Annotated in this window: 11 protein-coding genes and 1 tRNA gene; 8 read left to right on the top strand and 4 right to left on the bottom strand. The window is 64.9% G+C overall.

The features are described from left to right. The first annotated feature begins 6 nt into the window (after window positions 1–6). The 4 genes from PV772_RS21755 (at window position 7) to PV772_RS21740 (ending at window position 4,938) form a co-directional block, all read left to right on the top strand. On the top strand, window positions 7–951 hold the full coding sequence (locus tag PV772_RS21755; protein WP_141159360.1) for a metallophosphoesterase: 945 nt from the start codon (window positions 7–9) through the stop codon (window positions 949–951). A 195-nt stretch (window positions 952–1,146) separates the two neighbouring features. Next, complete coding sequence (locus PV772_RS21750; RefSeq protein ID WP_141159359.1) at window positions 1,147–2,955, top strand: ABC transporter ATP-binding protein; 1,809 nt, start codon at window positions 1,147–1,149, stop codon at window positions 2,953–2,955. Continuing rightward, entirely contained in the window at window positions 2,952–4,778 is a 1,827-nt protein-coding gene (locus PV772_RS21745) for an ABC transporter ATP-binding protein (protein ID WP_347887535.1), read from the top strand. The genes PV772_RS21750 and PV772_RS21745 overlap by 4 nt, the downstream gene beginning before the upstream one ends. An 83-nt stretch (window positions 4,779–4,861) precedes the next feature. Continuing rightward, a tRNA-Pro gene (locus PV772_RS21740) sits at window positions 4,862–4,938 on the top strand. A gap of 140 nt (window positions 4,939–5,078) precedes the next feature. Here PV772_RS21740 and PV772_RS21735 read toward each other — a convergent pair. Then, entirely contained in the window at window positions 5,079–5,309 is a 231-nt protein-coding gene (locus PV772_RS21735) for a hypothetical protein (protein ID WP_141159357.1), read from the bottom strand. 128 nt (window positions 5,310–5,437) lie between these two features. Between PV772_RS21735 and PV772_RS21730 the strand changes: the two genes are divergently transcribed. Next, window positions 5,438–6,703, top strand: a complete 1,266-nt coding sequence (locus tag PV772_RS21730) for a helix-turn-helix transcriptional regulator (protein WP_141159356.1) — start codon at window positions 5,438–5,440, stop codon at window positions 6,701–6,703. Window positions 6,704–6,756: 53 nt separating this feature from the next. Here the strand turns inward: PV772_RS21730 and PV772_RS21725 are convergent, their stop codons facing one another. Together PV772_RS21725 and purD are read right to left on the bottom strand one after the other, a co-directional pair. Then, window positions 6,757–7,695 (bottom strand): phosphoribosylaminoimidazolesuccinocarboxamide synthase, encoded by a 939-nt coding sequence (locus PV772_RS21725; protein ID WP_347887534.1) that lies wholly within the window; start codon window positions 7,693–7,695, stop codon window positions 6,757–6,759. A gap of 1 nt (window position 7,696) precedes the next feature. Further along, window positions 7,697–9,013 carry a phosphoribosylamine--glycine ligase gene (gene purD, locus PV772_RS21720; protein WP_141183459.1) on the bottom strand — a complete coding sequence of 439 codons (1,317 nt, stop codon included), beginning with the start codon at window positions 9,011–9,013 and terminating at the stop codon, window positions 7,697–7,699. Window positions 9,014–9,112: 99 nt separating this feature from the next. On the opposite strand from purD, the gene PV772_RS21715 reads away from it, so the two are divergent. From PV772_RS21715 to PV772_RS21705, 3 genes are read left to right on the top strand one after another with little or no spacing between them, the layout of a single operon-like run. Then, window positions 9,113–10,699: a molybdopterin-dependent oxidoreductase gene (locus PV772_RS21715; RefSeq protein ID WP_347887533.1), complete on the top strand. Its 1,587-nt coding sequence runs from the start codon at window positions 9,113–9,115 to the stop codon at window positions 10,697–10,699. Between the two features lie 24 nt (window positions 10,700–10,723). Further along, window positions 10,724–11,740, top strand: coding sequence for an asparaginase (locus tag PV772_RS21710; protein ID WP_141159353.1), 1,017 nt, complete (start codon window positions 10,724–10,726; stop codon window positions 11,738–11,740). A 40-nt stretch (window positions 11,741–11,780) separates the two neighbouring features. After that, window positions 11,781–12,158 carry a sterol carrier family protein gene (locus PV772_RS21705; RefSeq protein ID WP_141159352.1) on the top strand — a complete coding sequence of 126 codons (378 nt, stop codon included), beginning with the start codon at window positions 11,781–11,783 and terminating at the stop codon, window positions 12,156–12,158. A gap of 18 nt (window positions 12,159–12,176) precedes the next feature. Here the strand turns inward: PV772_RS21705 and PV772_RS21700 are convergent, their stop codons facing one another. Then, window positions 12,177–12,938, bottom strand: a complete 762-nt coding sequence (locus PV772_RS21700) for an SDR family oxidoreductase (protein WP_141159351.1) — start codon at window positions 12,936–12,938, stop codon at window positions 12,177–12,179. Window positions 12,939–13,143 lie beyond the last annotated feature (205 nt).

Genomic DNA, 13,143 nt, shown 5'->3' with positions numbered 1-13,143 from the left:
CCGCACATGGACATGGATAACCTGGCAAGCCGCGCCCGTTCCTTCGGGCGCGGCTTTGCCGTCACTGCAGGAGCCGGAACCGCGGCCGGGATGGCCGCCTTCGGTTATGGGCTCTGGGAAAAGAACCAGTTCGTCCTCCGTGAGGAAACCCTGGCCATCCTCCCGCCCGGCAGGGACCCTTTCCGCATTCTGCACTTGAGCGATATCCACTTCGTCCCCGGGCAGAAGAAGAAAGCTGAGTGGCTTGGGTCGCTGGCGGAGCTCCAGCCGGACCTGGTGGTGAACACGGGCGATAACCTCAGCCACGTCAAGGCTGTGGACCCGCTGCTGGATGCTTTGAAGCCGCTGCTGCAGTTCCCCGGAGTCTTTGTCCCGGGCTCCAATGACTACTTCGCCCCCAGCCCCAAGAACCCTGCGTCCTACCTGCTGGGTCCGTCCAAGGTAAAGCCCAAGCCGGTCGCCCTGGACTGGCCGCGCCTCCGTTCCGGGTTCGGGATGAGCGGCTGGGTGGACCTGACCAACCGCAACCAGTCAGTGGTCCTCCACGGTATGCGCTTCGATTTTTCCGGCGTCGATGATCCGCACCTGAACCGGGAACGGTACGCCGGATGGCCCCGGGGAACGGTCAACCAGGATTCCAATGACCACCTCCGGATCGCCGTCATCCACGCGCCGTACCAGCGCGTGCTGGACCACTTCACGGAAAGCGGCGCAGACCTCCTGCTCGCCGGCCACACCCATGGCGGCCAGCTGTGCATCCCCCGTTACGGGGCCATCATCGCCAACTGCGACATTCCCACGTGGCGCGCCAAGGGCCTCAATGACTGGTCAAGCAACGGAAGGACGACGCCGGTCAACGTCTCCGGCGGCATCGGCACCTCGCGCTTCGCCCCGGTAAGGATCGCCTGCAAGCCGGAGGCCGTCCTGCTGACCCTGACCTCCCGCAACTGACCCGTTGCCCTATCAGATAGGGTCCCTAAAATGCGGTTATGGGGACCATATCTGATAGCACATCCCGCATTACGGTCTGCAATAACTGGGCAAGCAGCCGGCCGGCCCCGCAAATCCCTGTGAACCGCCTCACGCCAATGGCATAGGGTTGTTGCTAGAGGAAACTACATTCGTTTTAGAGCTTGAGAAGCGGGCATGGCCAAGCAGACTCCCTTTTTCCGATCCATCAGCCGTCTTTATCCGCATGTCCGGCCCATCCTTCCCAGGCTTGTGCTGGGGCTTCTCTGTGCCCTGCTGGCCAGCATCGTGGCGTTGACCATCCCCCAAGTACTGCGCGTCCTGGTCAATACCGCCCTTCAGCCAGGGGGTACCACAGAGGCGGTCTGGACCTCTGCAGGGGTCATCCTGGTGCTGGGCATCGCCGAAGCAGGACTGGTGGCCCTCCGCAGGCAGTTCGTCATCAACCCCGCAACCACGGTGGAAACCCGGATGCGGGTTTCACTCTACGACCACCTGCAGGAACTGACAGTTTCCTTCCACGACCGGTGGGGCTCCGGACAGCTGCTGTCCCGGGCCATGACGGACCTGAACTTCCTCCGGCGGTGGATGGCGTTCGGCGCCATCATGCTGGTGGTCACCACCCTTACCGTGGTGATCGGCATCGTTGCCATGTTTGCCATGAGTTGGCAGCTGGCCCTGATCTTCCTCGCCGCCGCCGTCCCCATCACCATCAACAGCTTCCGGTTCCGTACCCGGTTCAGCAAGGTTGCCCGGCGCAGCCAGGACCAGGCCGGCGACCTCGCCACCACCGTAGAGGAATCCGTCCACGGCATCCGAGTGCTCAAGGCGTTCGGGCGCAGCCGCGAAGCCCTGGAAAACTTCAACGAGCAGGCGGAGGAGCTTCGCCAGACGGAGATCGCGAAAGCGCGCCACCAGGCGACCTTCACCATGGTGGTCACCCTGCTCCCCGAACTGGCCCTCGGTGCCGGACTGGTGGTCGGCGTGATGTTGTGCGCCAGCGGCCAGCTCAGCATCGGCTCGCTGGTTGCATTCTTCGCCACGGCCGCGGTCATCGCCTCCCCCGTGGAATTCTCCGGCATGCTGCTGGCCATGGCACTCACTGCCAAGACCGCCGTCGACCGCCATTACGAGGTGATGGACACCCGCAACACCATCACCAGCCCGGCGGAACCACGGCGCCCAGGGCAGCCCGCCGGGGCGCTCCGTTTCACCAACGCAACCTTCGCTTTCGAAGACGCCCCGGACAAGCCGATCCTCAAGGACATCAACTTCGATGTCCGGCCCGGCGAGACGATGGCCCTGGTGGGCATCACTGGCAGCGGCAAGAGCGCGCTGATCCAGCTGGTTCCCCGCCTGTATGACGTCACGAGCGGCGCCATCAGCATTGACGGCATCGACATCAGGGACTTCGACGTGGAGGAACTGCGCAGCATGGTAGGGGTAGCTTTCGAGGACACCACGCTCTTTTCGAATTCGGTGCGGGACAACGTGCTGCTCGGCGCCCCGGTCCGCTCCGATGAGGTACTCGATGAAGCCCTCGACGTTGCCCAGGCCCATTTCGCCTACTCCCTGCCCCAGGGTGTGGACACTCTGATCGGCGAGGAAGGCCTGAGCCTGTCGGGAGGGCAGCGGCAGCGCATTGCCCTGGCGCGCGCCATCGCCGCCCGTCCGCGTGTCCTGGTCCTGGATGATCCCCTGTCCGCCCTGGACGTCCACACCGAGGAATTGGTGGAGGGACGCCTCCGGGAGGTCCTCAAGGACACCACCACCCTTATCGTCGCCCACCGGCCATCCACCGTGGCCCTCGCTGACCGGGTAGCACTGCTCGAAAACGGGCGGATCGCCGCCGTCGGAACCCACACCGAGCTGCTGGCCCGCAACCAGCACTACCGCTACGTCATCGCCAGCCTGGACCGGGAGCCGCGGGACCTGGACTCCGAACTGTCGGCACTTGAAGACCGGGCCGAGGAAGTGACCCGATGAGCGCCGCAGCGTTTGGCACAGCCAACGAGGACAACGCCCACCTCAGCAAGGCGGAGAGCCGCGCGGTACGACGCCGGTCGCTGGCCCTGCTGGGGTCGCTGATCCGTCCGGTGCGGGTACGGTTCTGGCTCACTATTGCCATGGTGGTGCTCTCCCAGGCTGCGCGCGTGGCGGGCCCGGCCCTGATCGCCTTCGGCATCGACCACGCCCTCCCCGCACTCCAGGCCGGGAACAACGCCCCCTTGGTGTTCACCGGCGTCGCCTACCTGCTGGCAGCCATTGCGACGGCGGGACTCACCGCCCTGTACGTCACCTCCACGGCGCGGCTCAGCCAGGCCATGCTGCTGGATCTCCGCGTCCGGGTGTTCCGGCACACCCAGCGGCTTAGCCTCGAGTTCCACGAGAAGTACACGTCCGGCCGCATCATCGCGCGGCAGACCTCTGACCTGGAGGCGCTGCGCGAACTCCTCGATTCGGGCGTCAGCTCCCTGGCCTCAGGCATGCTGTTCATGGCTTTCACCGCCGCCACCATCTTTGCGCTGGACTGGCGGAGCGGGCTGCTGGTGCTGGCCGCCGGCGTACCCATGTTCTTCCTGGCCCGCTGGTACCAGAAACACTCGCAGATCGCCTTCCGCGAATCACGCGTGGTCTCCGCCCGGCTGATCGTGCATTTCGTGGAAACCATGACCGGCATCCGCGCCGTCAAGGCCTTCCGCAAGGAACGGGAGAACTCCGAGCGCTACGGCAAGCTGGCTGAGGACTACCGCCTGGTCACTGTCCGCTCCATCAATCTCAACGGCATCTTCCAGCCGGGCCTGGTGCTGATCGGCAACGTCTGCGTCGCCGTGGTCCTGCTCTTCGGCGGATTCCGGGTGCTGGGCGGCGACCTCGCAGTCGGCGTGCTCCTGGCCCTCATTCTGTCCACCAAGCGGTTCTTCCAGCCCGTGGACCAGATGGCCATGTTCTATAACTCGTTCCAGAGCGCGCAGGCCGCCCTGGAGAAGGTTTCCGGGCTCCTCGAAGAGGTGCCCACGGTCCGGCCGCCCAAGAACCCTGTTGCCCTGCCTGCGGCCACGGGGCGGATCGACTTTAGCGGTGTCGAGTTCCGCTACGGTGACGGCCCCATAGTGGTTCCCGCGCTGGACCTCCACATCCCGGCCGGACAGACCGTGGCGCTGGTAGGCCAGACGGGCGCAGGAAAATCCACCCTGGCCAAGCTCATCGCCCGCTTCTACGACGTCACCTCCGGAACACTCACCCTGGACGGTGTGGATCTCCGCGACCTGGCCACTACCGACCTCCGCCGCAACATCGTCATGGTCACCCAGGAAGCCTTCCTGTTCAGTGGCTCCGTTGCCGACAACATCGCCCTGGGCCGTCCGGAAGCGTCCCGGGCCGAAATCGAAGAGGCCGCCAAGGCTGTGGGGGCGCACGAGTTCATCCTGGAACTCCCCGAGGGCTACGACACGGACGTCAACAAGCGCGGCGGCAGGGTCTCGTCCGGCCAGCGCCAGCTGATCAGCTTTGCCAGGGCCTTCCTGGCACGGCCTGCGGTGCTGATTTTGGATGAGGCCACCTCTTCGCTGGACATCCCGTCCGAACGCCTGGTGCAGGCAGGGCTGGCCCGGCTGCTGGCCGGGACGGAGGCAGCACGGAGGACAGCGCTGATCATCGCCCACCGCCTGTCCACAGTGGAGACGGCGGACCGGGTGTTGGTAGTTCACGACGGACGGATCGTGGAAGACGGCACTCCCGACGAACTCATTGGCGGCGGCGGACGGTTCGCTGACCTCCACGGCGCGTGGAAGGATTCGCTGGTCTGAGGCTGCCGGCAGGGGGCCGACCTCAGGATTTCGCATCGGGACCCGGAATCGGCTATCCTTGTAAAGTTGCTTTTGCAGCGGATCGGGATGTAGCGCAGCTTGGTAGCGCGCTTCGTTCGGGACGAAGAGGTCGCAGGTTCAAATCCTGTCATCCCGACCATAACGGAAAGAGGGTCTCCAAACGGAGGCCCTCTTTTTTGCATCTCGATGTGGTTACGCCAGTTTCCCGCCGGCTTAAAAGGAACAGCCCCGGAGCTGTTGCTCCGGGGCCACCCTCGCCTCCTGTTATGAGGAAGCTATTTACGCCGGGTCAGGCCAGTTGCCAATGTAGGTGACGATGGAGGTGTCCGTGGTAGTAGTGGTCTTCTTGTCCTTCTTCGCCTTGGTGGAGGCGGGGTCAGGCCAGTTGCCAATAGCTACCGACGTACCCGAGTTATCGGCGATGGAACCTGCAGACAGAACGGCCGGAGCCGCCGCGGAAAAAGCCAGGGCCCCAGCCAAGGCGGCCGCGGTTGCAATCTTCTTCAACATATAAGTTCCTCAATACGAGTCGGATTCGTTACAAAGCCAGCACTGTCCTTGTTGACACACATTGTAAAATATTTTCCACAGGGGCTGTCAAGCATTCACAGGCCCAGCTGTCCAGAAGGAGGAAACGCGTGGGCAACGGATTCGGAGAAAAGCTCCGGGCGGAGCGCCTTGAGCGTGGACTGACACAGGCCGAGCTGGGCAAGGACCTGTATTCACCCAGCTACATCTCTTTGCTCGAGACCGGTCGGCGTGAACCGACAGCTGAAGTAATTGAGGAATTGGCCCGGCGGCTGGAGTTGGCACCCAAGGCACTGGAGGCTTGGAGCCAACCCATTTCCGTGAGTGACGCCGAATACGTTCTGGCTGGGCTTTATGCCCGCCAAGCCTGGGATCTGCGGGATTATCCGTTGGCGGCAAGCCATGCAGCCACCGCCGCACAAATAGCGCTTGACGGTAAAAACACCAGCGCCTGGTGGAACATGACCTACATGCAGGCCGAGTGCCTCATGAAGCAGGGCGACCTGCCGGAGTGCCAGAAGATTATCGAACGCCTCCTGGAACACCCCATGGCGAGAGAGTCGGTTGGCCTGGGCGTTCGCGCCCTGCAGATGCTGGCCGCTGTTTGCCATGGCCAGGGCCAACTGGCACTCGCCGTGGACCATGCGCTTGAGGCCGTAAAGCTGTCGGTCAACCTTCCCAGGGGGTCCACGGTCCTCATTGGCGCGCACCGGATTCTCATTGGGGCCCTCGCCGAAAGCGGGCGGCTGGATGAAGCCTGGAAGTATTGCCAGGCCCTGCTGGAGCAGGTGGATGAGCACTCCATGTCCCAGCTCGCTGGCGAAGTCGCCTGGGTTGTCGGCAATGTCGCGTTCATGCGGCACGATTACACCGAAGGCGTCAAGCACCACGAGCGGGCAGCACGACTGCTCTCCCCCGCTAACGATATTGAGCTTTGGGCTCGGTTCAACAAGGCTTCCGCAGCCGTCCGTCTATCCTCTGGAATTGTGGAGCCGGAAACACTGGCAGCCATTGAACGTGCGGAGCTGGCATTCTCGATTGTCGGGGGGACCAAGAGCGACGAACTCGAAGTCGCCTTCATTCGCGCGCGCTGGCTCTACCTGACCGGGGACATCGTGGCCGCCGTCGAAAAGCTCCGTGAAATCCATGCCGAACGCGACGCCCTGGGCAAGCACACCGCCGGTGAAGTTTCACTTCTGCTTGGCAAGTCGCTGAAGGCTGCGGGGGAAACCGAAGAGGCTCTGGTGCACCTGGAGGAATCACGAAAGGCGTTCGCCGCTGCCGGCGCGCAGGACCGGGTCCAGCAGGCATTGGATGCAATCCTCGAAATCAACCTGGCACAGAAACGGGCGGCTTCGGCTTCCAAGGCCAGCTGACCGAAAAGCCGGGCAAACCCATTCACATGGGCTGCCCGGCTTTTGGTTAAATCCTAGGAAAAGGTCTTCCCGGTGATTTTCTCGTACGCCTCGACGTACCGGCTGCGGGTACGCTCAACCACATCTGCCGGCAGTGCCGGCGGCGGGGTGTCGGAGGACTTGTCCCACCCGGACTCGGGGGACGTCAGCCAGTCCCGGACGTACTGCTTGTCGTAGGACGGCTGCGCCTGGCCCGGCTTGTAGGTGGCCGCATCCCAGAAGCGCGAGGAATCCGGGGTAAGCACCTCGTCGCCCAGGGTGATGGACCCGGAGACGGCGTCGTACCCGAACTCCACTTTGGTGTCGGCCAGGATGATGCCGCGCTCCCGGGCAATCTTTTCCGCCGTCGTGTAGATCTTCAGCGTCAGTTCGCTGAGGCGGGCGGCGATGTCGTCCCCTACCAGGGCCACCACGGCGTCGTAGGTGATGTTCTCGTCGTGCTCGCCGATCAAGGCCTTGGCCGACGGCGTAAAGATGGCGCGTTCCAGCCGCGACCCGTCCACCAGCCCTTCAGGCAGCGGGATGTTGCAGACCGTGCCGGAGGCCTTGTACTCCACCAGCCCGGAGCCGGTGAGGTAACCGCGTGCGATGCATTCCACCGGGAACATGTCCAGTTTCTTGCAGATCATGGCCCGGCCCTCAACCTCGGCAGGCACTCCGTCCTCGGCGGTGGAGCCCAGCACGTGGTGCTCTACGCCCAGCTGGTCGAACCACCAGAGGCTCAGCTGGGTGAGGATGCGTCCCTTGTCCGGGATTTCACTGGACAGCACATGGTCGTAGGCGCTGATGCGGTCGCTCGCCACCACCAGGACGCAGTCCTGCCCAAAGCGCTGGAGGACGGCTTCGTCGGCAGGCTCGTAGAGGTCGCGGACCTTGCCTGAATAGACGTGCGTCCAGCCGGGCAGGTCCAGGGTGTCGGTGGCGTAGCCGCGGTTCTCCGGAGTTTCAGTCATGTCAGGCCTTTGCTTTCACGATGGGCATTGATCCCGTGGCCCCGTAGGGCACCTTGATTTCGCCGCGGGCGGCTTTGCGGGCAATGTCGCTGCGGAACTGGGAACCTTCCAGCTGAACCAGCTCCACGCCGTCATATGCGCGTTCGCGCGCCTCCACCAGGTCGCTGCCCAGGGCGACGACCGCCAGGACTCGGCCTCCGGCGGAAACCACCTTGCCGTCCACGTCCAGGGCGGTTCCGGCGTGGATGACGTGCACACCGTCCAGGGCTTCCACCTTTTTAAGCCCGCGGATTCGGTCGCCCGTGCGGGGCTTGTCCGGATAGTTCTCGGAGGCAATGACGACGGCGACGGCGGTTTCCTTTGCCCAGCGCAGCTCTTCTGCCGTGTCCAGTTCGCCCTTGGCGGCTGCCATGAGCAGCGCACCCAGGGGCGTCTTGAGCCGGGCAAGGACGGCCTGCGTCTCCGGATCGCCGAAGCGGACGTTGAATTCGATGACCCGGGTGCCCCGCGAGGTCAGGGCCAGGCCAACGAAGAGCACACCGACGAAGGGCGTGCCGCGGCGGGCCATCTCGTTTACGGTGGGCTGGGCTACGCGGTCCAGGACTTCCTGCACCAGCCCTTCAGGCGCCCACTCAAGTGGCGTGTAGGCACCCATGCCACCGGTGTTGGGCCCTTCGTCGTTGTCAAAGATGCGCTTGAAGTCCTGGGCGGGCGAGAGCGCCACGGTGTTCTGGCCGTCGCAGAGGACAAAAAGGGATACCTCGGGGCCGTCCAGGAACTCCTCGATGACCACGGAGCCGCCGGCGTCAAAGCAGGACTGGGCGTGGGCCAGGGCTTCGTCGCGGTCACGGGTAACCACAACGCCTTTGCCGGCGGCCAGTCCATCGTCCTTGACCACGTAGGGGGCGCCAAAGGTGTCCAGGGCGGATGCCGCTTCCTCTGCGTTGGTGGCCACCAGGGCCATGGCAGTGGGCACGCCGGCCTCGGCCATGACTTCCTTGGCGAACGCCTTGGAAGCCTCCAGCTGGGCTGCGGCCTTGCTGGGTCCGAAGACGGGGATGCCGGCCTCCCGGACAGCGTCGGACACACCGGCGGCCAGCGGCGCCTCGGGGCCCACCACCACCAGGTCCACGGCGAGCCGTGTGGCCAGTTCCGCAACCGCATCCGGGTCGTTGCCGTTGATGTTGTATGTGGGGACCAGCTTGCTGATGCCGGCATTGCCGGGCGCCGCATGGACTTCGGACACGTTGGGGTCGGCAAGCAGGGAGCGGACAATGGCGTGTTCGCGGCCTCCGGGGCCTATGACGAGTACCTTCACAGTCTCCAAGGGTACTTTGTGCACCCTTTCGGCTCCTAAGCTGTGTCCTGGCCTGCCCGCCCGGTCAATCCGCGCGCCCGGCCGCTCCGAATAATAAACATGACAAAGCTTCGAAACCGGATAACGGGCCCCGCCCCCATGGCCGCGCTGGCAGGCGTGGTGGCGGCCGCCGTCGTGCTTGCCGTTGCGGAGCTGATAGGAGCGTTCTTTACCGCCCGGGCAACGCCGCTGTTTGCCCTGGGCTCGACCTTCATTGATTTCACCCCGCCGTGGATGAAGGACTTTGCGATCGCCACGTTTGGCACCAACGACAAGGCCGCCCTCTTTGTGGGCATGGGCCTGACCATTGCGGTGCTGGCGTGCATCCTGGGAGTGGTGGCCTACCGGAAATGGATGCTGGGCGTCCTCGGGGTGCTGTTCATGGGGGCCGTGATCGTGGCCAGTGTGGTGACCCGGGCGGGTGTGGGCCCGGCAGACGCCATCCCATCCGTGCTGGGAACGGTTGCCGGCCTGGTGGTCCTGCGCCGGCTTATGGTTCAGCTGTGGGGGCTGAAGAGGTGGCCTGAAGCACCGGCTGACCAGGACGACGACGACGACGCCCGGCACCAGGGTGCGGGCACCAACCGCCGGCGCTTCTTTGCTGCTGCCGGGGTTACCGCGGTGGCTGCCGGGATCGCCGCCACCGGCGGGCGGCTCCTGGGTGCCGCCCGCAGCAACGTCACCAGGGCGCGCGAAGCACTCACGCTGCCCACGCCGGCAAAGGTGGCATCGCCCGTACCGGCCGGGGTACAGTCCCCTGTACCGGGCGTGACCCCGTGGCTGACACCCAACAATGACTTCTACCGCATCGATACTGCCCTGAGCATCCCGGAAATCAACATTGATGACTGGCAGCTGCGTGTTCACGGCCTCGTGGAGCAGGAAGTCACGCTCTCCTTCCAGGACCTGCTCGACGCGCAGCTTATCGAATCCCATGTGACCCTCACCTGCGTGTCCAACCCCGTAGGCGGCAACCTCGCCGGCAACGCCAAATGGTTGGGCCTCCCCATCCGCGATGTCCTGGCCCGGGCCAGGCCCAAGGATGGCGCAGACATGGTCCTGTCAAAGTCCATTGACGGCTTCAGTGCCTCCACTCCCCTGGAGGTCCTCCAGGATGGCAGGGACGCCATGCTGGCCATCGGCATGAATGGCGAACCGCTGCCGCTGGAGCACGGCTACCCGGTGCGGATGGTGGTTCCAGGGCTTTACGGGTTTGTTTCGGCCACCAAGTGGGTGGTGGACCTTGAAGTCACCCGGTTCGCCGACAACAAGGCGTACTGGACCAACCGTGGCTGGTCCGAACGTGGCCCCATCAAAACGATGGCGCGCGTGGACGTGCCCAGGTCCTTCGCGAAAGTAGCTGCCGGAAAGGTGGCCGTGGGTGGGACCGCCTGGGCGCAGACGCGGGGCATCGCCAAAGTGGAGGTCCAGATCGACAACGGTGCCTGGGCGGAAGCCACCCTGTCCGCCGAAGCGTCCACCGTAACCTGGCGCCAGTGGTCCTACGAATGGGACGCCGCCCCCGGCCCGCACTACATCAAGGTGCGCGCCACCGACGGCACCGGGCAGGTCCAGACTGACCAGCGCGCGGACCCGGTTCCGGACGGCGCCTCGGGCTGGCAGTCGGTGATGGTCACTGTCCAGTAGGTGGCTGGCCCCTAGACTGGCGGTATGCCCCACAATCCGCACGCAACCTTTACCGTGGACTCCGCCGTCGAACTGGCCGTGATCGAACGCAGCGGCTTTGTGGAGTCGCGGCACATCGGTTCCGCCGTCCTACTGTCCGCCGACGGTTCGGTGGTTACCGAGCTTGGCGACATCAACACGCCCATCTTTGCCCGGTCCACGTTGAAGCCTTTCCAGGCCTTGGCGTCCATGCAGTCAGGGGTTCCGCTGCGCGGCGCCCAGGTGGCCATCGCCTGCGGAAGCCATACCGGATCCCTGGACCACATGGACGTGGTGGCCGGCATGCTCAAGGCTGCAGGGGTCCGTGAGGACCAACTGCAGTGCCCGGAGGCCTGGCCGCAGGACGAAACCGCCAGGAACTGGCTGGTCCGCTCTGAGAAGGGGAAATCGCGGCTGGCGTTCAACTGTTCCGGGAAGCACGCCGCTTTCCTTTGGGCCTGCAAGGAAAACGGCTGGGACACCAACAGCTACCTGGAGCCGAACCACCCCCTGCAGCAGCGGGTCCGGAGCGTGATCGAGGAATACACCGACGAGAAGATTGCCCATCTGGGGATTGACGGCTGCGGGGCTCCGGTGGCTGCTGTTTCCCTCAAAGGCCTTGCCCGGGCATACTCCCAGCTGGCCAAAGCCCCGGGCGACCAACGCTTCAGCGCACGGGCAGCCACCATTGCAACGTCGATGCTCGATTACCCCTGGGCCGTCCAAGGCCGCGGTGAAGCCAACACCCTGGTGATGGATGAGCTTGAAATCATCGCCAAAATCGGGGCCGAGGGAGTCCTTGCCATGGCCACGCCCCAGGGAGTTTCCGTGGCCGTTAAGATCCTGGACGGGAACATCCGGGCGACTTCCCTGGTGGCCCTGACCCTGCTCGCTGCCGCCGGGGCAGTCGAGATCCCAGGGGTCGCCAGCGCCCTGGAGAAGGTCGTGGAACCCGTGCTTGGCGGCGGCCATCCGGTGGGCAAGATCCGGTTGGGTCCGGCGGTGTCCGCGCTCCTCGACTGACTCCCTGTTTCCCTGCCGACGCAAAAGGAAGACTGAAAGCATGGCCGTAGCCCGCCGTCGTATTGACGTCCAGGAAGGCAAAGCAGCCCTGAAGGCGTGGCGCGAAGCCGCGCAACCGCCGTCGGATACTCCCGCTCCGCGGACCGTCCTGGCCACTGCCGTGCGGTACTCGCTGGAGGAGCTGACGGCGCGGGCCCCGGGGAATTCGGTTGAGGTGCGGGTGCCGCCGTTCGGCGTCACCCAGTGCGTGGAGGGGCCGCGGCACACACGCGGGACCCCGCCGAATGTCATTGAGTGCGACGCCGCCACCTGGCTTGAGATGGTCACCGGGCAGCTGGCGTGGGCGGAGGCGGTCAAGGCCGGCCGGGTTGCGGCATCCGGCCTGCGTGCGGACCTGTCGGCCGTGCTGCCCTTCTAGCCCGCGCTTTCCGGACGGTCAGCCCCTGCCGATGAACGGCATGCCCGCGGCCGTAACCACCACCGAGCCCACGCTGGCCGAGGCCGGCATGTTGGCCATCATCAGCACCGCGCGGGCCGCGTCCGCCACCGGGAACATCGGCTCGATCCTACGGCTGCCATCCGCCTGCAGCGCCCCTGAGCCGACGCCGATGGTGTCCATGATCTCCGTGGCCGTGTTGCCGATGTCGACCTGGCCGCACGTGATGCCGTAGCCGCGCCCGTCCAGTTCGATGCTCTTGGTCAGCCCGGTCATGGCGTGCTTGGTGACGGTGTAGGCCACGGTCCGTGGACGGGGCGAATGCGCGGAGATGGAGCCGTTGTTGATGATCCGGCCGCCCTGCGGTTCCTGCGCCTTCATGGCCCGTACGGCTGCGGCGGCACACAGCATGGATCCGGTGAGGTTAACGGCCAGGGTGGCGTTCCAGTCTTCCAGGCTGATTTCGTCCACGCTGGCCGCCGGACCAAAGACGCCGGCGTTGTTGAACAGCACGTCTATCCGTCCCCACTGTTGCCGGGCCGTCTCGAAAAGCCGTTCGACGTCGCCGGGCCGGGTGACGTCGCAGGGCACCACGAGCGTATCCGGGTTGCCGCCAGCGGTTTCCTTGAGCTGCGCCTCGCGGCGGCCGGCGAGTGCCACCCGGTAGCCGTCCGCCAGCATCTGCCGAGCGACTTCCCGTCCGATGCCTGACCCGGCCCCGGTGACCACAGCTACTCGTCTGTTTTGATTCGTAGTACTCACGATGCTCTCCTCGTTCGGGCAGTCATAATTGCATCGTACGGCCACGTCTTCCTAATCTCGAATGGCAAAAGTGTTTTCTCACAATACGAAAACACTGCCTAATGCTTTCAAAGACGAAAAGAGGCTGCCGTGGCTGCAGGAGAAGATACCTCCCATATCCTCAGCGGGTTGACTAACCAGCTGCCTGATCGTGATCCGGAAGAGA

Origin of the sequence: Pseudarthrobacter sp. CC12 (genome assembly GCF_039907755.1) — a bacterium.
In the GTDB taxonomy this organism is placed as follows: Bacteria; Actinomycetota; Actinomycetes; order Actinomycetales; family Micrococcaceae; genus Arthrobacter; species Arthrobacter niigatensis.
The sequence above is the reverse complement of the archived record's forward strand: the minus strand, read 5'-3'. Positions and strand labels throughout refer to the sequence as shown.